The 24,696-nt window shown below is 62.3% G+C and carries 14 protein-coding genes and 5 pseudogenes; 13 read left to right on the forward strand and 6 right to left on the reverse strand.

Annotation, left to right across the window (positions count from 1 at the left end):
* Positions 1-38: 38 nt before the first annotated feature.
* Positions 39-2,137, reverse strand: a pseudogene (gene tkt, locus AUC70_RS08460) (transketolase).
* A gap of 300 nt (positions 2,138-2,437) precedes the next feature.
* On the opposite strand from tkt, the gene AUC70_RS08465 reads away from it, so the two are divergent.
* The gene (locus AUC70_RS08465) at positions 2,438-4,984 is read left to right on the forward strand and encodes a plasma-membrane proton-efflux P-type ATPase (protein WP_083241409.1); all 2,547 of its coding nucleotides are present in this window, start codon (positions 2,438-2,440) and stop codon (positions 4,982-4,984) included.
* A 27-nt stretch (positions 4,985-5,011) separates the two neighbouring features.
* On the opposite strand, the gene AUC70_RS08470 is transcribed toward AUC70_RS08465, so the two are convergent.
* Positions 5,012-5,512: a DUF4405 domain-containing protein gene (locus tag AUC70_RS08470; RefSeq protein WP_069444421.1), complete on the reverse strand. Its 501-nt coding sequence runs from the start codon at positions 5,510-5,512 to the stop codon at positions 5,012-5,014.
* Positions 5,513-5,922: 410 nt separating this feature from the next.
* On the opposite strand from AUC70_RS08470, the pseudogene AUC70_RS08475 reads away from it, so the two are divergent.
* From AUC70_RS08475 to AUC70_RS08485, 3 genes and pseudogenes are all read left to right on the forward strand, one after another.
* Positions 5,923-7,229, forward strand: a pseudogene (locus AUC70_RS08475) (efflux RND transporter periplasmic adaptor subunit).
* Positions 7,226-7,953, forward strand: a pseudogene (locus AUC70_RS08480) (ABC transporter ATP-binding protein). The pseudogenes AUC70_RS08475 and AUC70_RS08480 overlap by 4 nt, the downstream one beginning before the upstream one ends.
* The gene (locus AUC70_RS08485; protein WP_069444422.1) at positions 7,953-9,158 is read left to right on the forward strand and encodes an ABC transporter permease; all 1,206 of its coding nucleotides are present in this window, start codon (positions 7,953-7,955) and stop codon (positions 9,156-9,158) included. Before AUC70_RS08480 ends, AUC70_RS08485 begins: the two are co-directional and overlap by 1 nt.
* 2 nt (positions 9,159-9,160) lie before the next feature.
* Here the strand turns inward: AUC70_RS08485 and AUC70_RS08490 are convergent, their stop codons facing one another.
* A complete protein-coding gene (locus AUC70_RS08490; protein WP_069444423.1) occupies positions 9,161-9,529 on the reverse strand; it encodes a SpoIIAA family protein in 369 nt (122 codons plus the stop codon).
* 31 nt (positions 9,530-9,560) lie between these two features.
* Positions 9,561-9,848: a hypothetical protein gene (locus tag AUC70_RS08495; RefSeq protein ID WP_069444424.1), complete on the reverse strand. Its 288-nt coding sequence runs from the start codon at positions 9,846-9,848 to the stop codon at positions 9,561-9,563.
* 577 nt (positions 9,849-10,425) lie between these two features.
* On the opposite strand from AUC70_RS08495, the gene ppa reads away from it, so the two are divergent.
* The 5 genes and pseudogenes from ppa (at position 10,426) to AUC70_RS08525 (ending at position 15,801) form a co-directional block, all read left to right on the forward strand.
* Positions 10,426-10,956 carry an inorganic diphosphatase gene (gene ppa, locus AUC70_RS08500; protein WP_069444425.1) on the forward strand — a complete coding sequence of 177 codons (531 nt, stop codon included), beginning with the start codon at positions 10,426-10,428 and terminating at the stop codon, positions 10,954-10,956.
* A 101-nt stretch (positions 10,957-11,057) separates the two neighbouring features.
* Positions 11,058-11,372, forward strand: coding sequence for a hypothetical protein (locus AUC70_RS16765; RefSeq protein ID WP_141702032.1), 315 nt, complete (start codon positions 11,058-11,060; stop codon positions 11,370-11,372).
* A gap of 733 nt (positions 11,373-12,105) precedes the next feature.
* A pseudogene (locus AUC70_RS17955) lies at positions 12,106-12,746 on the forward strand (GGDEF domain-containing protein).
* A 138-nt stretch (positions 12,747-12,884) separates the two neighbouring features.
* Positions 12,885-14,917 (forward strand): annotated as a pseudogene (locus tag AUC70_RS17960) (CYTH and CHAD domain-containing protein).
* 368 nt (positions 14,918-15,285) lie between these two features.
* Positions 15,286-15,801: a hypothetical protein gene (locus tag AUC70_RS08525; RefSeq protein ID WP_069444430.1), complete on the forward strand. Its 516-nt coding sequence runs from the start codon at positions 15,286-15,288 to the stop codon at positions 15,799-15,801.
* A gap of 149 nt (positions 15,802-15,950) precedes the next feature.
* On the opposite strand, the gene AUC70_RS17135 is transcribed toward AUC70_RS08525, so the two are convergent.
* Both AUC70_RS17135 and AUC70_RS08535 read right to left on the reverse strand, forming a co-directional pair.
* Positions 15,951-16,157: a hypothetical protein gene (locus AUC70_RS17135; protein WP_158007407.1), complete on the reverse strand. Its 207-nt coding sequence runs from the start codon at positions 16,155-16,157 to the stop codon at positions 15,951-15,953.
* A gap of 438 nt (positions 16,158-16,595) precedes the next feature.
* Positions 16,596-17,012: a hypothetical protein gene (locus AUC70_RS08535; RefSeq protein WP_069444432.1), complete on the reverse strand. Its 417-nt coding sequence runs from the start codon at positions 17,010-17,012 to the stop codon at positions 16,596-16,598.
* A 538-nt stretch (positions 17,013-17,550) separates the two neighbouring features.
* On the opposite strand from AUC70_RS08535, the gene AUC70_RS08540 reads away from it, so the two are divergent.
* The 4 genes from AUC70_RS08540 (at position 17,551) to AUC70_RS08555 (ending at position 24,580) form a co-directional block, all read left to right on the forward strand.
* Positions 17,551-18,987, forward strand: coding sequence for an ATP-binding protein (locus tag AUC70_RS08540; protein WP_141702034.1), 1,437 nt, complete (start codon positions 17,551-17,553; stop codon positions 18,985-18,987).
* Positions 18,984-19,634, forward strand: coding sequence for a response regulator transcription factor (locus tag AUC70_RS08545; protein ID WP_069444434.1), 651 nt, complete (start codon positions 18,984-18,986; stop codon positions 19,632-19,634). The genes AUC70_RS08540 and AUC70_RS08545 overlap by 4 nt, the downstream gene beginning before the upstream one ends.
* A 430-nt stretch (positions 19,635-20,064) precedes the next feature.
* Positions 20,065-21,981, forward strand: a complete 1,917-nt coding sequence (locus AUC70_RS08550; RefSeq protein WP_069444435.1) for a PQQ-dependent dehydrogenase, methanol/ethanol family — start codon at positions 20,065-20,067, stop codon at positions 21,979-21,981.
* A gap of 709 nt (positions 21,982-22,690) precedes the next feature.
* Positions 22,691-24,580, forward strand: a complete 1,890-nt coding sequence (locus AUC70_RS08555) for a PQQ-dependent dehydrogenase, methanol/ethanol family (protein WP_069444436.1) — start codon at positions 22,691-22,693, stop codon at positions 24,578-24,580.
* The last annotated feature ends 116 nt before the right edge of the window (positions 24,581-24,696 follow it).

A 24,696-nucleotide genomic window follows, 5' to 3' on the forward strand; every position in this document is an offset into this window, starting at 1 on the left:
TCAAGTCATGCGCTCCGGCACCGCGGAGCGCGGCAGTTCTATCGTCCCAATGTTTTCTTCGCGGCCTCGGCGACTTTTTCGGGCGTGAAGCCGAAATGCTCCGAGACGACCTTGAGCGGCGCCGACAGGCCGAACGTGTTCATGCCGAGCACGATGCCCTCGGGGCCGGCGTACCGATCCCAGCCAAGCGGGGAGGCCTCCTCGACGGTGACGCGCGCGGTGATCTCCGGCGGCAGAACCGAGCGCTTGTAGTCGTCGCTTTGGTCCTCGAACATTTCGCGGCAGGGCATCGACACGACGCGGGCCTTGATGCCGTCCTTGGCCAGAATATCCCGCGCTTCAACGCAAAGCGCCACTTCGCTGCCCGTGCGATCAGGATGACGTCCGGCTTGCCGCCGTCCGCGTCCACCAGCACATAGGCGCCTTTGGCAAGGCCCGAGGCGGGCGCCATCGTGGAACGGTCGAACGTCGGAACGGCCTGCCGCGTGAGGACCAATGCCACCGGGCGGCTCTTGTGCGGCATCATCAGGCGATAGGCTTCCACGGTCTCGTTGGCATCCGCCGGCCGGATCACGACGAGCCCCGGCATGGCGCGCAGAGAAGCCAGTTGCTCGACCGGCTGATGAGTCGGGCCGTCTTGCCCGAGGCTGATGGAATCGTGCGTCCAGATATGGAGCACGGGAATATCCATCAGCGAGGAAAGGCGGATCGACCCGCGCGCATAGTCCGTGAAGATCAGGTAGCAGGAATCGTAGGCCCGCAAGCCCGAAAGCACCATGCCGTTGACGACGGCGCACATGCCATGCTCGCGGATGCCGTAGCGCATGTTGTGGCCGGCATAGTCGCCGAGTTCGCCATAGGCTTGGAAGTCGCCGGCATCCGGATAGTCGAGAATAACCTTCGTGCTGCCAGCCACGTCCGCGGCGCCACCCAACACCCAGGGGACCTTGGCGGCGATGGCGTTCAGGACCTTGCCGGAAGCCTGCCGCGTCGCGATCCCGGTAGCGTCTGCATCGAAGCTCGGAATGTCCGCGTCCCAGTCCTCCGGCAGTTCCCGGTCGCGGATCAACTCGATCTGCTTGGCTTGGTCGGGATGGGCGCGGGCGTAGTCGGCGAACAGGGCCTCCCATTTGGCGCGCAGGTCCCCACCGCGGCTTCCCATTTGAGAGGCGAAGTGTTCGCGCACGCCATCCGGCACCACGAAGAACTTGTCGGGATCAAAGCCGAAGAACTCCTTGGTCCGGCGCACTTCGTCGGGACCCAACGGTTCGCCGTGGGCGGCGGGTGTGTCGTGCTTGCCGGGAGAGCCGTAGCCGATATGGCTGTGGATGATGATAATCGTCGGCTTGTCGTCCGTCGCCAGAAAGGCATTCAAGGCGCCGGCCAGTTCGCCGAGATCATTCGCGTCGGATACACGCACGACATTCCAGCCATAGGCGTCGAAGCGCTTGGCCACATCCTCCGTGAACGTGATGTTGGCGTGGCCGTCGATGGTCACGTTGTTGTTGTCGAAGATCCAGCACAGATTGGACAGCTTCAGATGTCCGGCGAGGGACGCCGCCTCGCTGCCGACGCCCTCCATCAGGCAGCCTTCGCCGCACAGCGCATAGACATTGTAATCGAAGAGCTCGAAATCGGGCTTGTTGTAGGTCGCGCCCAGCCATTTGCCGGCGATGGCCATGCCGACGCTGGTGGCGACGCCCTGGCCGAGCGGTCCCGTGGTCGATTCCACGCCGGTCGTCCAGCCATATTCGGGGTGACCCGGGCAGCGGCTGCCTTCCTCGCGGAAGCTCTTGATATCGTCGAGCGTAATGGCCGCGCCATCGTGGCTTTGGTAGCCGATGTCCGCCGCTTCGATCCCCGCCAGATGGATCAGGCTGTAAAGCAGCATCGAGGCGTGGCCCGCCGACAGGACGAAGCGGTCACGGTTGATCCAATGGGGCGATTTGGGGTCGTAGCGGAGAAACTGCTGCCACAGCGTATAGGCGACGGGCGCCGCGTCCATGACCGTGCCCGGATGTCCGGAATTGGCCTTCTGGATGGCGTCGATCGACAGAGTTCGGATCGTGTTGATCGCCAGCTCGTCGATCTTGTCTTGAGTCTGCGCCACGGTGCCCGAACCTCCTACGCTTCTCATGCTCAAGCCTTCAGGTGCGCGAAGGCGTCCGTCAAAGTCACAAACGCGAATGACAGGCCGGTGAAAGTCTCCGTTCACCGCGTGCGCCAGCCTGATAAGCCGATGGCGGCTCCGAGGAGACCGGAGCCAGTACGCACAGTGTCCGTGTCTGGCGTTTCGATCAAGTCTTAGAACTGACGCATGAGTCTTGTACGCGATAATTTTGCACAATGTCTTAGGAAGCCTGGAGCATGGTAAGCGGATCGCGCATCATGCAGGCTCTTCAGTCGACCAGGCGGGCTTGGACGAGGAGGGCGGCCTATGGCGGATGCGACAGCCGATTCAACGGCAGATGCGAATTCCCACGCGAAGACGCAATCCGGCTCCGGCATTGAGTCCGCCACTGTTAACCAATCCGACTTGGCCAAGCTCGATATTGCCAAACTCGAGCTGAAACTCGGCACCTCGCCCGAGACGGGGCTGAGCAAGGCCGAAGCCGATAAGCGGCTCGCGCAGTACGGCGCCAACGAGATCTCCGAAAAGACAACAAACCCGTTCCTGAAGTTCCTGTCCTACTTCTGGGGTCCGATCCCTTGGATGATCGAGGCCGCGGCCATTCTTTCCGGTATCGTCCATCACTGGTCCGACTTCGTCATTATCATGGTGCTGCTTCTCGCCAACGCCATCGTTGGCTTCTGGGAGGAGTATCAGGCCGGCAACGCCATCGCCGCGCTGAAGGCCAAGCTCGCACCACATGCGCGCGTCAAGCGCGACGGCGCCTGGTCGGACGTAGCCGCGCGCCTTCTCGTGCCGGGCGATATCGTCCGTTTGCGTCTCGGTGACATCGTCCCGGCCGATTCCCGCTCGCTCGGCCCCGACGCCGTTGAGGTCGACCAGGCCGCGCTCACAGGCGAGTCCTTGCCCGTGTCGAAGGGCAGCGGCGACGTTCTCTATTCGGGCGCGATCCTGCGTCAGGGCGAAGCCGATGCGCTCGTCTATGCCACGGGCGGGGAGACGTTCTTCGGCAAGACCGCCGCACTCGTGCAGGAAGCCCATACCACGAGCCATTTCCAAAAGGCGGTGATGAAGATCGGCGATTATTTGATCGTCATCGCCATCGCGCTGGTGACGTTGATCTTCGCCGTCGCACTGTTCCGGGGCGACGACGTCATGGAGACGCTGCAGTTCGCGCTTGTGCTGACGGTGGCCGCGATACCGGTGGCCATGCCCGCCGTGCTGTCGGTGACCATGGCCGTCGGCGCCCGCCGGCTTGCGGCACGGCAGGCCATCGTCAGCAGGCTCGCGGCCATCGAGGAACTCGCCGGCGTCGACGTTCTGTGTTCGGACAAGACAGGCACGCTAACCCAGAACAAGTTGACCCTCGGTGATCCCGTCTCGGTCGGTGGTGAAAGCCAAGACGATCTCGTTCTCGACGGGGCGCTCGCGTCCCGAGCCGAAGACCAGGACACGATCGACATGGCGGTCATCGCGGGCGTGAAGGATGCGGCCGAGCTCAAGGACTATACCGTCGGCCACTATCAGCCCTTCGACCCGGTGCACAAGCGCACCGAAGCGACGGTCGCCGACAAGAGCGACAAGACGTTCAAGGTCACCAAGGGTGCCGTCCAGGTGATCCTCGCGCTGTCGAAGAACGCGGACACCGTCAAAGAGGATGTCGACAAGACGACAGATGCGTTGGCGAAGCGCGGCTACCGGGCGCTCGGCGTGGCGAAAGCCTCCGATGGTGGCGACTGGGAGTTCCTCGGCGTACTGCCGCTCTACGATCCGCCGCGCCCGTCCTCGAAGGACATGATTGCGCAAGCCGAGGCACTCGGCATCGACGTGAAGATGATCACGGGTGATCAGCTTGCCATCGCCAAGGAGATCGCGAGCCAGCTCGGCCTTGGCACGGGCATTCTCGATGCCAGCCAGTTCGGCGACACCAAGGCCCACGAAACATCCAAGCTGGATCACGACATCGAGACGGCGGATGGCTTCGCGCAAGTGTTCCCGGAACACAAGTTTCACATCATCGATGTCCTGCAGAAGCACGGCCATATCGTCGGTATGACCGGTGACGGCGTGAACGACGCGCCGTCGCTGAAGAAAGCGGACTGCGGGATCGCGGTTTCAGGTGCCACCGACGCGGCCCGCGCCGCGGCGGCCATCGTACTGTTGACGCCGGGCCTGACGGTTATCGTCGATGCGGTTCAGGAAGCGCGGAAGATTTTTCAGCGTATGAACAGCTATGCGATCTACCGCATCGCGGAGACGATCCGCGTGCTGCTGTTCATGACGCTCTCGATCATCGTCTCAATTTTTATCCGGGTCACCGCGATCATGATCGTGCTGCTGGCGCTGCTGAACGACGGCGCGATCCTCTCGATCGCCTACGACAACGTGAAACCGTCGCCGAAGCCCGAAGCGTGGAACATGCGGCGCGTGCTGGGCGTCTCGACCCTGCTTGGGCTCGCCGGCGTCGCTGCGTCCTTCGGCATGTTCTATATCGGCGAAGAGGTCTTGAAGCTGGACCGCGAAGTAGTTCAGACGCTGATGTATCTGAAGCTCTCGGTGGCGGGGCACCTGAACATCTTCGTCACGCGCACGCGCGGACCGTTCTGGTCGATCGCCCCGGCGAAGATCCTCTTGATCGCCGTGTTCGGCACCCAGGCCTTGGCGACGATCATCGCGGTATCGGGACTGTTGATGCCGGCCATCAGCTGGGAACTCGCCGCGATCGTCTGGGGCTATGCGCTCGTCTGGTTCCTGTTCAACGACCAGGTGAAGCTGCTCGCCTACCGCATCTTCGATCCCGCGGCCAAGCCCGTGATCGATCAGCGCAAGACAGCCGCACCCGCCGCCGCGTAGGACAGGCGCACGTCTCACCTAGGCGTGCTACTCGCGTTTGGCTTCGACGATGGTCATGAGCGCGGCCATTGGCGGGCGGCCTGAGTCGGCCGCAATCTCCGACACGCTGAGATCTGTCGACAGAACGACGAAGCCCTTTTGTTCGAGGATGTCGGCAACGCTGTCTGCGGGCAGTTCCAGGACGCGCGCAAGATCCTCGAGTTTCGCCTTCTCCAGAGATTGGAACAGAACGGGCATCGGATTCTCGCGCCCGGAGAGCGCCGCGGGCACGACAAAGGCCGCAGCGACGACCGCCGCGACGGCGACCGGGGCGATGATCGTGCCGCGCCGGAAATACGTCTTCATGCCACCCCAATTCCGGACGATATGCAGGCCGATGGCGACAATGAAGATCACCGCGAGCCATTCGTGCAACTCTTTCACGAGGTCCTCGCCGATACCAAAAAACATGGCGAGGCCGGAGCCCGCCACGACAAGGAACAGAGCCGCGGAGATCGCGGTGATGTAGTTCTTCAACGTATCGCTCATCTCGTCTTTCTCGTTCTTTCGTGCATTCGCTTCTCGGCGCCGTCCGCCAAGGCCCGGCGCGTCCGCTGCCACGCAGGCGAGAGGACCGGCCAAAGGACGCCGATCGTCAGCGCGGCGGCGAAGAGGCGGAGGGCCGCAATTGTGAACTCGATCTGCATCGGCAACCCCGGAGGTTGGGTGATCCCTGCATGTCGCGATATTGACAATAAGTGCCGAACTTTGCCGGGTTGGGGCTGGGGCGTTTCGGAACGTTTCCCGCGCCGGAAATTTGTTTCGAAACGTTGCTGGGGTGCAAGTTGCTTGGTTTCGTTACAAAATTATCCGGCAACGCGCGCTGCAAGACGCTAATTTGACACTCGTCACGCGGGCGCACGGTGCACTCGCTTAAGGCCGTGACCCGAAGGAAGTTCATGAACGAAGTCGTGCCCCCTGAGAAGATCAAGCCGGAGGACACACCGGAAGACACAAGGGCCGAGCTCGAGTCCGTCTTGGGCCTAGGCAAACCGGCATCGCGCCTTCGCCGGTTTCGTCCTGTCATCATTCTCGGCCTTGTCGCGGCCGCCGCACTGCTCGCCTACACGCTCATCGGGGGCGGCGGGTCGACGAACGGCGTCAACTACGTGACGGAGCCCGTAACGCGCGGCGACCTCACCGTGACCGTTACGGCCACCGGCACGGTTCAGCCGACCAATGACGTCGAGATCTCGAGCGAGCTGTCCGGCATCGTCCGCACCGTCCTCGTTGACTACAACAGTGCCGTGACCGAGGGCCAGGTCCTCGCCGAACTCGACACGCAAAAGCTCAAATCCGCCGTCGACAGTTCCAGCGCCAGGCTGCAGGCCGCCAAGGCCAAGGTAAGCGAAGCGCAAGCCAGCGTGGCGGAGACGCGTCTGGAGTTCGCCCGCAAGGGCAAGCTGGCCAAGACCCGTGCGGGCTCCATCCTCGATCTGGAAGTGGCCGAGGCCAATCTCAAGCGCGCCCTGGCGTCGGAGGAAAGCGCCAAGGCCGACGTGGCTGCTGCGAGCGCCGATCTCGCCCAGGCCGAGACCGACCTGGAAAAGGCACAGATCCTTTCACCCATCACCGGTGTCGTCTTGAGCCGCAATGTCGAACCCGGCCAGACCGTCGCGTCTTCGCTGCAGGCGCCCATTCTGTTCACCATCGCCGAGGACCTCAAGAAGATGGAGGTCCAGGTGGATGTCGACGAGGCGGATGTCGGTAAGGTTCACGAAGGCCAGAAAGCCCGATTCACCGTCGACGCCTATCCCAGCCGGCACTTCGATGCCGAAATTCGGGAGCTCCGTTACGGGTCGGAGGTCGTTCAGGGCGTCGTGACCTACAAGGCCGTACTGACGACGGACAATTCCGAATTGCTGTTGCGGCCGGGGATGACAGCAACGGCCGAAATCATCGTCGCCGAAGCAACGATGCGTTGACCGTGCCCAATGCGGCCTTGCGATTCACGCCGCCCAGCACCGAACCGCGCGACCAGCGCAGCTTCCTGCAGAAGCTGATGCCGGGTCCCCCGCGGCTGCGCCGGCCGAGTTCGACAGGCCAGCCGGCGGGGCCGGAACGCACCGTCTGGACGCTCAGCGATGGCGCGCCCGAGGCGCGTTCCGTCACCATCGGCGCAACCGACGGCAAGCGCACTGCGATCGTGAAGGGCGACCTCAGCGTGGACGAGAGTCTGATCGTCGATACGGAGACGGCCAAGTGAGCACGGACAAGGCCCGCCGCAGCGCTGCGCCGAACGTCATCGACCTGCGCAACGTCTCGAAGATCTATGGACACGGCGAGGCCGAGGTGCGGCGCTCGACGGCGTCGACCTGACGATACCCAGCGGCGAATTCGCGGCGGTCATGGGGCCGTCCGGGTCTGGCAAATCCACGACCATGAACATTATCGGCTGCCTGGATCAGCCGACGTCCGGTAGCTACCTTTTCAACGGCGTGGAGGTTGGCGGTCTCGACCGCACCCAGCGCGCGCTTCTGCGCCGCAACTATCTCGGCTTCGTATTTCAGGGCTTCAATCTTCTGGCCCGGACCTCCGCCGTCGAGAATGTCGAACTGCCGTTGATCTATCGCGGCATGCGCCAGGCGGAGCGCCGTCCGCTTGCGATGGACGCCCTCGAGCGTGTCGGCCTTGCGGGACGAGCCGGACACACGCCGGCGGAATTGTCGGGCGGTCAGCAGCAGCGCGTCGCCATCGCCAGGGCGATCGTGACGAACCCCGCGGTCCTGCTTGCCGACGAACCGACCGGCAATCTCGATACCAAGACGAGCGGTGAGATCATGACCTTGTTGGTTGAGCTCAACCGGTCCCGTGGGATCACGGTGCTCATGGTCACCCACGAGCCGGAGATGGCGCGCTATGCCAGCCGTGTTGTCGAGTTCCTCGATGGCCGCATTGCCAGCGACAGCACCGTCCTGAAAGCCGCCTGATGTTCTACGAGACCCTGAAGCTTGCGGTTCAGGCGATCCGGCGCAACGCCTTGCGCTCGTTCCTGACGCTGCTGGGTATCGTCATCGGCGTCAGCGCCGTCATCGCCATGGTCACGATCGGCAACGGCACGACGGCCAAGGTCAAGGAAGAGATGGCCAAGCTCGGCACGAACGTCCTGTTCGTCCGTCCCGGGCAGTGGGGGCCGGGACGGTCGAGCGCGACGGCGAAGCCGTTCAATGCGCGCGATATCATCGAGATGCGCGAGCAATTGCGTGGCGTCCGCGCCGTCGCGCCGTTGGCGCAGCAGTCCGTAACCGTCGTCTACGGCAATGAGAGCCGGAGCACCGGCACGATCGGAACCGACGCAAGCTATGTGGTTGCGCAAGATTGGAATCTCGCGGAGGGCCGGAATTTTCTCGATAGCGAGACACGCAGTGGCCAGGCCGTCTGCATTCTCGGCAAAACGGTGCAGGACGAGCTGTTTGGCGGCGAAGACGTAATCGGCAAACGCATCCGCTTGAGTAATGTCTCCTGCGAGGTGATCGGCGTGCTGGAGTCCAAGGGTGAATCCGGTTTCGGCAACGATCGCGACGATGTGGTTCTGATCCCGCTTCGCGCGTATCAACGCCGGATCGCCGGCAATACCGACATCAACCGGATCACGGTCTCGGCGGAAGACGGCGCCGATACATCGAAGGTTCAGGCGGACATCGAACGGCTGCTCAGGGAACGGCGCGGCATCTCCGCCGGAAAAGAGGACGATTTCGGTGTCGCGGACATGAAACAGATCGCCGACACGCAAGCGGCGACCACCGGCGTCCTGACCATGCTGCTTGGCGCCGTGGCCGGCGTCAGCCTGCTGGTCGGCGGCATCGGCATCATGAACATCATGCTCGTCTCCGTAACCGAGCGGACGCGCGAAATCGGTATCCGGCTGGCGATCGGCGCGCAGGAAAGCCAGGTGCTGATGCAGTTCCTGGTGGAGGCGGTCGTGCTGTCGCTGTTCGGCGGCGTGGTCGGCGTCCTATTGGGGCTTGGGCTTGCGGGCGCGGCCTCCGCCGGCATGGCCATCCCCTTCGTCTTCGATCCGGGGATCGTGCTGATCGCCTTTGCCTTCTCGGCTCTGATCGGCGTGGTGTTCGGCTACTTCCCGGCGCGCCGCGCCGCACAACTCGATCCGATCGATGCGCTCCGGCACGAGTAGCGCTAGGAGGCTTGCGTGATCCAGAGCCGGGCCTGGGCCGCCTCGGCAAGCGGGTAGACGCGGACCGAACTCGGCAGGAAGACGCCGAAGATCTTCACCGCGCCCGAGATCCACTCGATGTCGGTGATGACGGCAATGCGGTCCCACTTGGTGAAGTGCTCCATGCCTGTCTTGAAGTCCTCCCAGGCCGCGCCGGCCTCGTAGCCGGTGAAGTCGGGCGCGACCTCGTACAGCATGCGGACCTTGTCGTGGGATTGAAGCGCTTTCTCCACCGCCGGAATCAGCACGTCATCGTAGTCCTGCCGCGAGACATTGCCGTGGCAGGCAATGGCCACGACGTTGCTCGGGAAGCCTTTGAGTAGCGCGATCATGAAGCGCTCCCTGTATCTGGAGGACTGATCCTCAAGGACCCTTGGAAACGCACGTCTCGTCGCCGGCGTTCCACGTGCAGCCGAAACTGCTCGTATTGCAGGTCGACTCGCCGAGATGATTGGAGCAGGGGTCCGATGCCGGGGCAGGACCGGGGAGGCAACCTTTGTTGTTGGCCGCGTCGTACCAGCATTCGGGCTGAGACGCGCACATGGCGGAGTCGCGGATGGCTTGGCAGCGGATCTCCTCGGCTTGGGCGGCGGTCCCGCAAAGGGTGAGCGCGACGACAGCGATGCCGAAAGCAATAAAACCCGATCGCATGATTCCTCCGATTTGTTTTGTTTGGGCGTCCGATCCTTTTCTTACCGAAGCGCGCGGGCGGTGAACAGCCCCGCCGGGGTGCGCGGTCCGAGGCTTTCCGGCGCGCCAAGGACCGCATCAGACGGCGTCCTACTTTAGGCTTCTAGACCGGCCGGTATGGTCCGGGGTAGAGCGTGGGGCGGAATTGCCGAACTCTCGCGTAAACGGCAGCCGGTTTTGTGACGATGTTGGCCGGGCTTTGGCGCCCTACGGCGACGGGTCGTGGCGGGATCGGGGAGGGGGCTCGACGACAGTGCGACTTGTTATCAATTGCATGGATATAGCCCTGGAAACCCTCTCTGGACGTGCTATCAGCAGCGGGACTTCACACGCGGCACGGCGCCGGGCGCGACCCGGCGGAGCATCCAATGCCCGTAGTTTCAACGACTTGGATGGACAAGGTCGTTGCCGGGCCCTGTTGCCGCGTAAAGCCCCTCGGTACATCCAGGCCGGATGCGACGCGGGGAGCGTCGGGTTTGACTAGGACGGCGGCGCTGGACTGGCCGGCCGTTCAAAGAGCTTAGGAGAGAGCGTTTCTATGGATATCCCTCACATTCCGGTCGGCGATAATCCGCCCCACGAAGTCAATGTTATCATCGAGATTCCGCAAGGCGGATCGCCGGTGAAGTACGAAGTCGACAAGAAGTCGGGCGCGCTTTTCGTCGACCGCTTCCTGCACACGGCGATGTTCTATCCGGCGAACTACGGCTTCATCCCGCACACGCTCTCCGAAGACGGAGATCCCGTCGACTGCATCGTGATCACGCCGACGCCCGTGGCGCCGGGGGCGGTCATTCGTGCACGTCCTGTCGGTGCGCTTCTCATGGAGGATGAGGCCGGGATCGACGAAAAGATCATCGCCGTCCCGATCGACGAACTCCATCCGTACTACAAGCGGGTGTCGAGCTATCGCGACCTTCCCGAGATTCTCGTCGAGCAGATCGGCCATTTCTTCGAGCACTACAAGGACCTGGAACCGGGCAAATGGGTCAAGGTCGTGCGCTGGGCCGAGGTTGGCGAGGCAGGCGAGTTGATCCGTACCGGAATTGAGCGCAACGCGGAAGCCTAGGGGCGTCCGGATCGCTTGATCCAACTCAAGGTGGCGGCCTTCCCTCTGTCGTCCAGTACCCGGACAGCGCGAGATCGATCCGCGCAGCCCGGGGGAACGTCATGACCGATCCAAAGCCTGAACTCGCCGGCTTCCACCGTCAGGTCCTCATGGAGGACATGATGGAGACCGTCGGCGTGGAGCAATTCGACGTCGTCGATCTCGACGGCGGCAATCCTACATCCGCGCGCGTGCGAATTGTCATGCCTGCGAATGTAAGGACGCGTGCACGACTTGGCTCGCCGCCCACACCGCAGGCGACCCGCAACCGTTCTGTCCGAACGCCACCCTGTTCCAGGCCGTCAAGAGCTAGCCCAGACAGCGTGGTGGCGTGCGGGCCGGTCGGGGAAACGGTCAAACGTGTGCCCGGGCAGTAGGGTCTGTTTCAGTATTGTGAAAAAACGGGCGTGCGTCGCTGTCGCACGATGGTAATATCCCCCCGGGAATAGACTTGGGCACTCGGGCCTCACAATACGTATTGGTATGTATCTCGACTTGGTAACAATGTCGGCCGCAGACATTGCTGTGGCCGCGATCCTCGCTGGCATGTTGCTGCTCACCTGGGGCCGCGACGGCTGGTCGCTTGAGGCTGCGCCGCGCTTCGTCGGCTCGTGGGGCCTCGCGGTGTTGGTTTTCAGCCTGGGCGGTGCGGCCATGCTCTGGTCCATCACATCGGGTTACACCGGCGGCGTGGTGCTCGGGGCGAGCCTTGCCACCCTGGCGTGGGGCATGAAATGGCATGCCGTGCGGCGCTTTGCGGGGCGCCCGTCGGCGCCGTTCCTGATCCTGCTGGGTCCGGCAGCCTTTCTGCTTTCGGTGCTCTTGGGGCTTGCGACCTCGACGGACGATCGCTTCGTGGTCGTTTGCTCGATCTTGGCCGCCTATGGGTTTGCGGCGGCATTTGAGCTGAGACGGATGCCCGATGCATCCCAGTCTTGGCCCGCCATCGCGCTCTTGGTGCTCGCCAGTGCCTTGTACGTCTCCTGGATCCCGGTCGCCGTCACGGTACCGCTCGAGTCCATTTCCGCGGCGATGACCAGCAAATGGCTTCCCTTTGTCGTGCTCGCGACCCTGCTGCTCCGTGTTGCGCTGGCCTTCATGGTCTTGTCCATGGCGAAGGAACGCGACGAGGAGGAGCAGCGGCGCAATGCGCTGACGGACAGTCTCACCGGGTTGCCGAACCGGCGGGCCCTGTTTGAGATTGCGGAGACGGTCGTGGAGCGGCGCATGCACGGCGGCGGCACGCCGGTCTCGCTCATCATCGCGGATCTAGACTACTTCAAGGACACGAACGACACCTTCGGCCATACGGTCGGCGACGAGGTGCTGCGCCTCTTTGCCAAGGTTGCGCAGCTGAGCCTCGAGGAGAGCCACGTCATCGGTCGCTCGGCGGCGAGGAGTTCGCGGCCATTTTGCCGGGTGTCGGTGCCGAGGAAGCGGTCGAAGCGGCCGAGCGTCTGCGGGCGCGTTTCGCCGAGTCCGGCGGCTTCGTGAGCGGCCTTCCGGTTGGCGCCACGGTGAGTATCGGCGTGACCGCCGACCGGCAAGTCGACTCGGGGCTCTCAAGCCTCTTCCGCCGCGCGGATGCGGCCCTGTATGCCGCCAAGAGCGCGGGCCGGAACCGGGTCGTGTTCATCGGCTCCGACGACACGGTCGTGCCGGTCGGCGAAGGGCGCGTCGTGCGTACTTCTCCAACACGGCTCTTTGCTAGGCCCGGTCTGTTGGAGTTCTCGCAGGTGCGGCCCGCCTGACGCTATCCGCCGCAGTCCCACCGGCCGTGTGGCGGTCGATCCGCGCGGGCCGCACATGTACCTTCCTGTCACGCAAGGCTAGAATAATCACCACAAACGGCATCGGCGTGCCGCTACCGTTCGCACTGGGAGGGGATTGTGTCCGGAGAGACCCCGGCGAGTGACGCAAAGGAAATCGAGCTCAAGCTCGTCTTCGACCCCGAGCACGCCTCGGCCGTGTTGGCGCACCCCCTCCTGGCGGCAGGAGATGGCGGGCCGCCTGGGCAGCGCGTTCTTGAATCGAAAGAGCGCGAGCTTCTCTCCGTTTATTACGACACGCCGGACGATCTTCTGAGAAAAGCGGGCGTCTTCTTGCGAGTGCGCAGTACCGGCACGGGCTATGTCCAGACCATCAAGACCGCGCGCGCCGAGAGCGAGTTCTTGGAACGGAGCGAGTGGGAATGCGATCTGCCGACGAAAAGCTACGACCTGTCGGCAGCCGCGGGAACGGCTCTCGAGCCGCTGCTCAGCGACGCGGTGCGCGAAGGCCTCGGCCCGCGTTTCGAGACCCGGTTTTTGCGGCGGACATTTCTGATCGACGACGGCGGGAGTCTGATCGAGGTGGCGGTCGATCAGGGCGATATCGTCGCCGGTGAGGCGAGGGCGCGTGTTTGCGAGCTGGAACTCGAACTGAAGTCCGGGACCGCGGCCGTCTTGTTTGGACTGGCGAAGCGCCTCGCCGAAACCGTGCCGTTGACTCTCAGTGTCAAGACCAAGGCGGAACGCGGTTTCGATCTCCTCGACGGCGGCGAGCCCGAATTCGAAAAGGCACTCCCTGTCGACATCCCGCCCGATGAGACCTGTGCGAACGCATTCCGCATCGCCGCGCGCAATTGCTTGCGACAAGTGCTCGCGAACTTGCACGGAACCCGCGAGGGCAAAGCCGAGGCGTTGCACCAGATGCGCGTTGGGCTCCGGCGCATGCGGGCAGCAGTGCTGCTGTTCGGAGAGGTCGTCGACAGCCCGCAGCGTCCCCGAATTGCCGCCGAGCTCAAATGGATCGCCAGCCACCTCGGCACCGCCCGCGACCTCGACGTGTTCAGCTCCGACATCGTGGCGCCGCATCGCGCGGAATATCCTGACGATCCGGGATGGAAGGCCGTCGAGGATCGTGTGCGGGAAGCGCGGGCGCAGGCCCAAAGAGCGGCCGTCGAAGCAACCGGTTCGGCGCGCTTCCGCATGGCGCTTCTGGATCTCGGGGCGTGGATCGAGTTCGGCGATTGGACCCACAGCGACAACCCGCTCGCTGGAAAGCCCGTCGCGGACTATGCTTCGGCGAAGCTATCGCGCTGCGCCGAAGCGTGGTGAAGAAGGGGAAGGGCCTGCCGAAGCTGAGCGTGGCCGAGCGCCACAGGGTGCGCATCCATGCCAAGCGGATGCGGTACGGAAGCGAATTTTTCAGCGCGACGTTTCCGGGCAAGAGACAAGCCAAGAGGTGCCGGAAATCCCTCGCGGCGCTGGAGCTGCTGCAAGACTCGCTCGGGACGCTCAACGATATCGCCAACCGGCAGACGATCTTCAACATCGGCGGCGCCGGGCATGAGTCCGGGACGATGCCCATGCCGAAAGTGGATCCCGGCGAAGAGAAGGCTCTGATGAAAACGGCGAAGCACGCTTATGCGCGCTTCGCGACGTCAAACCCTTTTGGAAGGCCTAGGCGGATTACTCCGCAGGCGGAACGGCGCGTCGCGGGCGGCCGGGTGATTCTTCACATCACCGCGCATCCGGCGCGCATGATCTTCGAGCTGGCGTTCTGCTGCGTTGAACGCATCGCGAACCGCGAGATAGACATCCTCGTGGGCATGGTCGAGCGGTTTCGCCCGATCCACGACAAGGTCCTTTCCGGGGACGCTGATGTCGATGTGAACGCTGTAGAGCTTTCCCTTGTGGTGATGTCGGTGAGGGGCTTCGACCACGACCGTGCAGCCGATAATCCGGTTGTAGAGCCGGCCGAGCTTGGCGGCCTTTTCGCGGATTCGCGTTTCGACTGCCTCAGAGGGATCCATATTGCGGAAGCTGATATCCAAGGGAAATTCCATAAAGCGCCTCCTTACTGCGTCTCAATTCTGCAAACGATGTCACCTATTTTGCTCCCAAATGTGGAGAAAAGGCGAGCGTCTTGTTTGCGTTGAGTCAAAGCGCCGATACGGTGCGGCGGACAGCGTGTACAACTAGCCGAACGGAGTATTTCGAGGTCCGTCATGAAGCCCACACGAGTGCTACTTCCCATCAATTCGAAAGGAACGACGGCCACCTGTTCCGACGTGGCTTTCGGGCTTGCGCGGCGTTTCGAGGCCGAGCTTGAGGTCTTGCATCCCTGTCCGCCGCCGTCGCAACGCTTGCCCTATGCGACGGAGCTCAGCCCCGTCTATTTCGAAGCCTATCTGGACGTGTCCCGGAAGCAGGTCGAGTACGAGGAAAAGCAGGCGGTTGCCTGGTTCGAAAAGGCTGCGGCCAAGTGGGACGACGTCGAATCGCAATTGCTTACCGTCGAAGGCTCGTGGGGCCGGCGATTGCACAGCGGGCGAAGACCGCGGACTTCAGCGTGTTGCCGACCGTCTCGGCGGCCGACGACGAGATGTTTGGAGAAGCCCGGGACGCCGCCCTGTTCTCATCGGGGCGCCCGGCGCTGTTCGTTCCGGACGAGGCGAGTGACCATGTCGGCGAGACGGTCGTCATCGCCTGGAAGGACTCCGTCGAATCCGCCCGCGCCGTTGCCGCGGCCGCGCCGTTTCTCGAAGGAGCGCGGCGGGTCCGGCTGATCAGTCTTGTTCCCGATGGCGAACCCGAAGACGAGACGGCCACGGCCATGGCCAACTATCTGAAAGCGGCATGCCTGCCGGTCGAGTTGCGTCGGCCCCGCTGGGCACGCGGGACGTCGGCGATGCCATCCTCGAGGAGGCGGGATCCGGCGTTCTGCTCGTCATGGGCGGATATGGCCGCTGGCGCTGGCAGGAATGGGTGTTCGGCGGCGCGACCGATCACGTGCTGCGCAACACCGACGTTGCCGTCTTGATGAGCCATTAGACGAGCCGCGAGCGGCCCGTCCGGCGCAGGCTTGGAAGGCACATGACGGACACGTAGAAACTGACGCGCAAAAAAAAAGGGCGCGCGCCTTCCGGCCTCGCGCCCCATATCGTTCTGAGAGCGAACGGCGATGGAAGCCTACTGAGCGCTCTCGCCCATGCCCATCGCGTCTTTGGTCATTTCCTTGCCCATATCGACCGCAGAGTCGGAGCCTTCCTTCGCCATGCCGGCAGCGCCTTCGACGGCGCTATCCATCATGCCGCCGGCGGCTTCGCCCATGCCCATGGCGTCCTTGGACATTTCCTTGCCCATGTCGACCGCGCCGCGACCGGCGTCCTTGGCCATGTCGGCCGCACCCTCGACGGCGCTTCGGTCATGCTGCCGCGCCTGAAGCCGGCATTCTCCGCGGCGCCGGTTGCACCTTCCACGGCGTTCTCCGTGGCCTGTCCAGCCGTGTCGGCGGCGCCTTCGGCGCTGTCCGCTGCCTTATCGGCGGCGTCTTCGGAGAGTCCGAGGGCACCCTTGATGGTGTCCAGCCAGCTCTCCTCGGCGTGCGCCGTTCCGAGGCCGAGGCCAATCGTCAGCGCAAGCGCGACGCAAGCCTTTTGGGTGATCGTCATTGGTTTCGTCTCCCTGTCTTGAAGTCCCGAAGTCTTGAAGTTCCGTAGTCTCGTAGTCCCTTGCCGCCGTGTGTGGCGGCAATCGCGACATGCCGAATCGACCGGGGTGTGCGATGGACCCCATCACACACCCCGGTTGCGCATTGCAAAGATAATCGATGGGCTAGTTGCCGCCGCCGACGACGCCGTCCACGGCGCCCTTGGTCATTTTGGCTGCGCCGCCGACAACACCGGCGGCTCCGCCGACGACGTTCTTGCCGGCTTTGACAGCACCTTCACCGACGCCCTTCGCGACGCCGACCGTGCCGCCCACGGCGCTCTTACCCACTTCGCCGGCGCCCTTGACCGGATTCTTGGTCATTTCGGCAGCGCCCTTGGCCATGCCGCCGACACCTTCGACGGCGCTCTTGCCCGCGTCGACCGCGCCTTCACCGGCCCCTTTGGCGGCGCCGACAGTGCCTTGGGCCGCGCCGTCGGTCATTGCCTCCGCGCCGTCCTTGACGTCGCCGGCCTGCGCGGCGGCAACCCCGAGAAGCAGCATGAAAGCCGTCGTGGTGCCTGCAATTTTGGTGAAAGTCATGAGCTTGGTCTCCTTAAGGTAGGCCCCCGAACGGGGCCAAATTCAACATCGCCACCCCCATATGGGAGCGGCTCTCGACCTTTCCAGCGGTATGGCGTGAAAGGACAAATGCCTCGGCATGCCCTGGCGGAAATGTCGCGGGCAGGTGCGGGGAAAACGGCCGAACGGCACGGAGGTTCCGTGTCGCAAATCGAAGCGGCGGCAAAAAGGCGAGGGTCAGGGTCTATGGCGATCGCGGGGAGGCCTGCCCCGGCAAAATCGCCCAATTGGAGGGGTATGTAGGCGACCTCCGGCTATGTCCCGGTTTTCCCAGTCTTGGTCGGGAACATCTTGCAATGCTATTACCACGAGTGGCATTGCTATTTGGCCACTTCGGGCGTGGACTGCGTAGGGCCTACCCGTGCGATTCCAATGCGTTACGCAGCGCGCTTGAGGCTGATAATAGGCGCACCCGGGTACTTGCATAGGTAAGGCCGATGACAAGCCGCGAGGGTTCATTGCTTGTCCTGGTCCGCTGCACTGTGGAGACATACTGAAAGTGCTGCAAAAGCTCTGGTATGATCAGCCAGTTCGCACCCAACTTATTGTGGTCGTGGCGGCGATCAATCTCTTTGCCGCCTTGTTGGCTGGCGTCGTGGCGATTCTCAACACCCGCACGGCAACCAAGGCCGAAATGGAGTCATCGCTCGAAGTCGCCGAACGCTTCGTCGACGTGACGCTCAGGGATCTCTCCCGGCAAGGCAAGCTGGACGACCTCGACGAAGAACTGCCGCCCCTGCTGAGACATCTGCGGCACGTCCGCATCATGTTCTTGAGCGACTCCGGCCAGCTGGCCATCATTTCGCCCAAGGGCGCCACCGCCGGGGTCAAGGGATCCCATGCTCCCGGCTGGTTCGTTTCCCTGGTCCATCCCGAGATCGCCCAAAGGAAAGTGCGCCTTCTCCCGGACGGTTCGCATCCGGTGATCATCCTCGGCGAGCCGTCCGACGAAATCTCGGAGGCGTGGCAGGACTTTCTCTCGCTTGCGCTGATCTGGGGCGCCATCAACGCCATTGTCTTGGTGGTGCTCTACATTGTGCTCGGGCGGGTGCTCAATCCGCTTGCGAGCCTGTCTCGAGGCATGCACCAGCTGGAGGGTGGTGAGTATTGGGCCAGGTTGCCGAGTGCAAAGGTCAAGGAAGTGGCCGTCATCACGGATCGGTTCAACATGCTGGCAAGCGCGCTGGACGTGGCACGCAAGGAGAACGAGAGCCTCTACCAGCAGCTGATCAACGTTCAGGAAGCCGAGCGCCGCGAAATCGCCAACGAACTCCACGACGAGGCGGGCGCCTGTCTGTTCGGCATTGCCGCGAACGCGTCGTCGATCCAAACCACGGCAGGGCAGTTGGACGGGGAACGGGCGACGAGGATTTCCAGCCGCGCCGGTGAGATTCTCTCGATTGCGGAACGGCTGAAGGTCATGAACCGGGCGCTTCTCAAGAAGCTGCGGCCGGGCCCGCTCGGCCAAGTCAAGCTGGCGGACCTGATCGTCGAGCTCACCGCTGGCCTTCAAAGCCAACACCCCGATACGCAGATTCATACGGCCGTTGGCTCGGTCGCGAAATCCTACGGGGAGTCTGTCGATCTTGCGATTTATCGCTGCGTTCAGGAGGCGATCACCAATGCGATCCGCCACGGGCATGCCGGAAACATCGATGTGGATCTGGACCAGGTGCAGCTCGCGAACGGCGCCGGCGATTACGAAGCAGTCCGTCTGACGATCGCGGACGACGGCAAAGGCATGGAGCCAGACAAAGCCAAAGGTTTCGGACTTACGACCATGACGGAGCGCGTCCGATCGGTCGGCGGTACCTGCGTGATCGAGGGTGTCCCGTCCAAGGGCACCACCGTTCGCGTCGAAATTCCAATCAAACAGAAAAAGAATGAATCTACGGCGCCCGTCCGGGCGCGAGAATCGGTCAGGGAGCTATCATGACTAGAGTCCTCGTCATCGACGATCATCCGATCGTTTTGCAGGGAACCCGGCAGTTATTGGAGGATGTCGGCGTAAAAGAAGTCCATCAGGCACAGAGTTTGGCCGACGGTTTCCGTGCTTACAGAATGCAGAAGCCCGACGTGATCATCGTCGACCTTGCCATGCATAGCGGGTCGCTCGGCGGCCTGTCGTTTATCCGTCGCTTGCGGCTGCACGATCCGAACACACCCATCTTGGTCTTCACGATGCATTCCGATCCGGTGATCGTGTCCCGTGCGCTCGAGGTCGGGGCCACCGGGTACGTCCTGAAGGATACGCCGCCCGAGGAAGTTCAAACGGCGTTTCAGCGCGTCCGGGAGAACAGGCCCTATCTCAGCCACGACCTCGCGTCGGAGGTGGCCTTCATGGAAGCGCGGGGTACGACCAATCCGCTACGCCGCATGACGGTTCGCGAACTGCAGACCCTTGCCCTCGTGGCGGAAGGGAAGCCGTACGGAGTCATCGCCGAGCATCTGCACGTGAGCTACAAGACCGTGGCCAACACCTGCACGCAGTTGAAGGCAAAGCTTGGTGTGCGGACGTTGCCGGAACTCATGCGAATCGCCATTCAGCATCTTCCAGCAGCCAACAGTAAAATGCAGCGGTAGCATTGCCATAGGTTCGCCGGCCGTTACGCGGCCGCCTCTGGCCTAATCAGCAAGCATACTGGAAAGTTTGTGCCAGGATTCGGCGCAACACATAGAATATCGAAGTCTCTCGAATGACTAGATTGGCAAGACCGCGGGTGCAAAGTGGCAACCTGCGGGATGCTATCTTCCAACTACTATGGTGAAAGTCGTCTCGGCATTCTGCGCTAACTTGGAAGTCGCGAATGCCGCACGATGACAAGTGAGATCGCTGCGATTGGCAATAGCCAGTCATCCCGCGCAGCCCACTCCGCTTCGCATCACTGGCATTCCAAACCAAGGTCGGAGAACGCACGCGCACAGCTGGGACACAACCGGCCTGCGTGCGTCGGTCTCCGGCAAGTGGATGCTTGGTCTCTTGCGGCCGAGTAGCTAGGGAGAGGAGAAAGATATGAAACTCAAGTTAGGTGTCCTGACCGGCACCGTCGTCGCTGTGACGATGGGGCTCGCGGGTCAGGCGTCGGCCATGAATACCGACGAGGAACAGCTGAAGCGTATGGCTGATCCCGACCAGTGGCCTGCCCCTGGTCGTGACTTTGCTCTGACGCGTCACAGCAACCTGTCCGACATTACGACGGAGAATGTGAACAAGCTTCAGGTAGCGTGGATGCAGGGCACGAATGCCCTTCGCGGTCACGAAGGTCAGCCTCTGATGATCAAGGACGTGGGTGGCAAGCCCATGCTGTTCATGATTTCGGGTTGTCCGTCCATGGCCAATTGTAACGTTGTCCAGGGTCTGGATTTGTCCGATCCCGACAATCCGAAGCAGGTTTGGTCCTACGTGAAGAAGACCGACCGTGACGAGTCGGCTGTGCCGCGCGCTTGCTGCGACACCGTCAACCGCGGTGGTTCTTATGCGGACGGAAAGTTCGTGTTCGGTACGCTCGACGGCTTCTTGATTGCGCTCGACGGTCAGACCGGCAAGGAAGTCTGGGTTGTCAAATGGGCTATCCCGAGAAAGGGCGAGACCATCACGCCCGCTCCGTTGATCGCCGACAACAAGGTGTTCATCGGTTTCGGCGGTAGTGAGTTCGCCGCTCGCGGCCGCGTCGGCGCCTTCAACCTGGCGGACGGTTCCGAGGCTTGGGTGTGTCACACCACGGGTTCGGACAAAGACGTCTGCCTGACGCCCGAGACCAACAAGGCCAACCCGCATTACGGCACGGCCGGACAGGATCTTGGTATCAAGACCTTCCCCAATGAGGATTGGAAGATCGGCGGCGGCACGGCGTGGGGTTGGTACTCCTACGATCCGGACACCAAGCTGGTCTACTACTCGACCGCCAACCCAGGTCTGTGGAGCCCGCAATATCGCTGCCCCGACAAGACCCACGAAGAGTGCAACGCAGTCGATCCTTCACTCGACGGGCAGGTGGGCCGCTTCGACAACAAGTGGACCCTCAGCATGTTCGCGCGGAAGATCGAGACCGGTGAGGCTGTCTGGGTCTACCAGATCACTCCGTTTGACCAGTGGGACTATGACGGCATCAACGAGAACATCATCACGGAGATGGAAGTCGACGGTAAGAAGCGGAAGGTTCTCTCCCACTTCGACCGCAACGGCTTCGCCTATGTCTGGGATGCTGCCGACGGTACGGTTCTGCGCGCCACGAAATACGTGACGACGGACTGGGCCGAGAAAATCGATCTCAAGACGGGCCGTCCGATCAAGGTGCGCGATCACTCGCCGCTCGAAGTTGGCCGCAACGTCTCTGCCTGCCCGTCCGCGATGGGTGGCAAGGACCAGCAGCCCGCTTCGGTCGATCCGAAAGAGCCGAACCTGTTCTATGTGCCCACCAACAACTGGTGCATGGAGCTGGAGCCCCAGGAGCGCACGCACACGAACCAGGGCACGGTCTACGTGTTCGCGAACGTGTACATGTATCCTGAGAAGCAGGGTGTGACCGGCAAGATCAAGAAGTACGACGTCCTCACGGGCAAGACGCTCTGGGAGATCCCGGATCCCTTCCCGAACTGGAGTGGCACCATGAACACCGACGGTGGTCTGATGTTCTACGGTTCGCTGGGCGGCGACTTCCGCGCGGTCGACCGGGAGACCGGTAAGATCCTGTGGAGCCGCAAGTTGGGCTCGGGCATCATCGGTAACCCGATCACGTTCAAGACCGGCGGCAAGCAGTACGTCGGCGTCTACTCCGGCATTGGCGGCTGGATCGGTCTTCCGGTCACCGCTGGTCTGGACTTGAGCGATAAGTTCGGCGCCATCGGTGCGACGGCCATGACCAAGGCCGCTGGCCTGCAGCATGTCCCGCAGGGTGGCACCCTGAACGTCTTCCGCATCTACGACTAACACTCGTATCTGCTAGGACACCTAGAGGATTGGCGCCCGGTGCTGTGCTGCACCGGGCGCTTTTCGTTCGACCGCGGCTTTGACGGCCGCATGCGCGTGAGTCGCAATCACTTGGCGGAGACGAACGCGTGACGCCGGCGCTCGCGTCGATGTCGGCGCGCCGCGCATTTTCGCCAGGCCGAGTTTTCCCGCCGGGTGAGGAGCATTGGTCATCGGCGACGTCTCGTCAGACGTGAAATTCAGACGTGAAATGCAGATGAGAAAGCGCTCTACCGCGTGCGCACAGTCGAATCTTGTGCGGCGCAACAAATGAAAACTGGATTTGGCAGAAATCGTTGCCATCGGCACATTTCACTTGCAATGGCATTACATTTGGCAATTATGAGGGGGTAGCTCGGCAATGAGTGAGTGACGAAGTTCCACAGAAAGAACGGTGCAACGTGACTTACAAAGAGTCGGGCGCAATTTCCTCGTGAGGTGTCACCGCGTCTTGTGTACAACGGAGAACCCGCAGCCAGTAGCGGGCGCGAGGCGAGATTTTGCTTCTGCGTTTTCTGGCAGTCTCCAATTTCCACAAACACGTTGGCAGCTTCGGAATTTGCTGAAGGCTCATTGACCTTAAGCAACGCTTAGGGTTGGAGCGCCAAGGCACAAAGAATTGCTCAGAGTTCGTTTCGGTGAACTGAGTAGCTAGGGAGAGGAGAAAGATATGAAACTGAAGTATGGTGTCCTGACTGGCACCATCGTCGCAGTGACGATGGGTCTCGCGGGTCAGGCGTCGGCTATGAACACCGACGAAGAGCAGCTGAAGCGCATGGCTGATCCCGACCAGTGGCCTGCCCCTGGTCGTGACTTTCAGCTGACGCGTCACAGCACGCTCTCAGACATTACGACCGATAACGTCAACAAGCTGCAGATGTCTTGGGCCCAGGGCACGAACGCCCTTCGTGGTCACGAGGGTCAGCCGCTTGTGATCAAGGATGTTGGTGGCAAGACCATGCTGTTCATGGTTTCTGGTTGCCGTCCATGGCCAACTGTAAACGTTGTTCAGGCTCTCGATTTGACGGATGCCGACAACCCGAAGCAGGTTTGGTCGTATGTCAAGAAGACCGACCGTGACGAGTCGGCTGTGCCGCGCGCTTGCTGCGACACCGTCAACCGTGGCGGCTCCTATGCCGATGGCAAGTTCGTTTATGGCACTCTCGATGGTTTCGTGATTGCCCTGGACGGCCAGACCGGTAAGGAAGTTTGGGTCGTCAAGTACGCCTATCCCGAGAAGGGTGAGACCATCACGCCGCCTCCGTTGATAGCCGATAACAAGGTTATTATGGGCTTTGGTGGCGATGAGTTCGCCGCTCGTGGCCGCGTTGCCGCCTTCAATCTTGCGGACGGTTCCGAGGCTTGGGTGTGCCACAGCACGGGTTCCGAAAAGGGCGTGTGCCTGACGCCTGAAACCAACAAGGCCAACCCCCAATTCGGTCAGGCTGGTGAGGATCTTGGTATCAAGACCTTCCCCGGTGAGGACTACAAGATTGGTGGTGGTGCTGCTTGGGGTTGGTATTCCTACGATCCCGAGCTGAAGCTGGTCTACTACTCGACCGGTAACCCCGGCCTGTGGAGCCCGTCCTATCGTTGCCCCGATAAGACCCATGAGGAGTGCAACACTGGTGCGTTCGACAACAAGTGGTCGATGACGATCTTCGCTCGTAAGATCGAAAACGGCGACGCTGTCTGGGCCTATCAGATGACTCCGTTTGACCAGTGGGACTATGACGGCATCAACGAGAACATTCTTACCGACATGGAAATTGACGGTAAGAAGGTGAAGGCTCTCACCCACTTCGATCGTAATGGCTTTGCCTATGTGCTCGACCGTACCGACGGTACCCTGCACCGCGCCACGAAATACGTGACGACGGACTGGGCCGAGAAGGTCGACATGAAGACCGGTCGTCCGATCAAGGTGCGTGACCACTCGCCGCTCGAAGTTGGCCGCAACGTCTCTGCCTGCCCGTCTGCGATGGGTGGTAAGGACCAGCAGCCTGGTGCGGTTGATCCCGCCGAGCCGAACGTGTTCTACATGCCCACCAACAACTGGTGCATGGAGCTTGAGCCTCAGGAGCGCACGCACACGAACCAGGGCACGGTCTACGTGTTCGCGAACGTGTACATGTATCCTGAGAAGCAGGGCACGACCGGCAAGATCAAGAAGTACGACGTCGTTTCGGGTAAGACGCTCTGGGAGATCCCGGATCCGTATCCGAACTGGGGTGGTACGATGGTCACCGACGGTGGTCTGATGTTCTACGGTTCGCTGGGCGGTGACTTCCGCGCTGTCGACCGTAAGTCCGGCAAGGTTCTTTGGAGCCGCAAGCTGGGCTCGGGCATCATCGGCAACCCCATCACCTATAAGGTTGGTGGCAAGCAGTATGTTGGCGTGTACTCCGGCATTGGCGGCTGGATCGGTCTTCCGGTCACCGCTGGTCTGGACCTGAGCGATAAGTTCGGCGCCATCGGTGCTACGGCCATGACCAAGGCCGCTGGCCTGCAGCATATCCCGCAGGGCGGTACGCTGAACGTCTTCCGCATTTACGAGTAACTCTCGTAAACGTGTAGAATAATTGGCGCCCGATGCCCTTGTGGCATCGGGCGCCTCTTTTTATATATTCCGGGAAGAAATAGACCCCCATGGCGGGTAAGCCTGGTGGGATCAAG

This window comes from Methyloceanibacter stevinii, from assembly GCF_001723355.1.
Lineage (GTDB): Bacteria > Pseudomonadota > Alphaproteobacteria > Rhizobiales > Methyloligellaceae > Methyloceanibacter > Methyloceanibacter stevinii.

Excerpts from the sequence above, each read along its gene's own strand:
- AUC70_RS16765 (WP_141702032.1), top strand. The coding sequence starts at position 11,058 with ATGACCGATCCAAAGCCTGAACTCGCCGGCTTCCACCGTCAGGTCCTC.
- ppa (WP_069444425.1), top strand. The coding sequence starts at position 10,426 with ATGGATATCCCTCACATTCCGGTCGGCGATAATCCGCCCCACGAAGTC.
- AUC70_RS08555 (WP_069444436.1), top strand. The coding sequence starts at position 22,691 with ATGAAACTGAAGTATGGTGTCCTGACTGGCACCATCGTCGCAGTGACG.
- AUC70_RS17135 (WP_158007407.1), bottom strand. The coding sequence starts at position 16,157 with ATGGCCAAGGACGCCGGTCGCGGCGCGGTCGACATGGGCAAGGAAATG.
- AUC70_RS08550 (WP_069444435.1), top strand. The coding sequence starts at position 20,065 with ATGAAACTCAAGTTAGGTGTCCTGACCGGCACCGTCGTCGCTGTGACG.
- AUC70_RS08495 (WP_069444424.1), bottom strand. The coding sequence starts at position 9,848 with ATGCGATCGGGTTTTATTGCTTTCGGCATCGCTGTCGTCGCGCTCACC.
- AUC70_RS08490 (WP_069444423.1), bottom strand. The coding sequence starts at position 9,529 with ATGATCGCGCTACTCAAAGGCTTCCCGAGCAACGTCGTGGCCATTGCC.
- AUC70_RS08465 (WP_083241409.1), top strand. The coding sequence starts at position 2,438 with ATGGCGGATGCGACAGCCGATTCAACGGCAGATGCGAATTCCCACGCG.
- AUC70_RS08535 (WP_069444432.1), bottom strand. The coding sequence starts at position 17,012 with ATGACTTTCACCAAAATTGCAGGCACCACGACGGCTTTCATGCTGCTT.
- AUC70_RS08485 (WP_069444422.1), top strand. The coding sequence starts at position 7,953 with ATGTTCTACGAGACCCTGAAGCTTGCGGTTCAGGCGATCCGGCGCAAC.
- AUC70_RS08545 (WP_069444434.1), top strand. The coding sequence starts at position 18,984 with ATGACTAGAGTCCTCGTCATCGACGATCATCCGATCGTTTTGCAGGGA.
- AUC70_RS08470 (WP_069444421.1), bottom strand. The coding sequence starts at position 5,512 with ATGAGCGATACGTTGAAGAACTACATCACCGCGATCTCCGCGGCTCTG.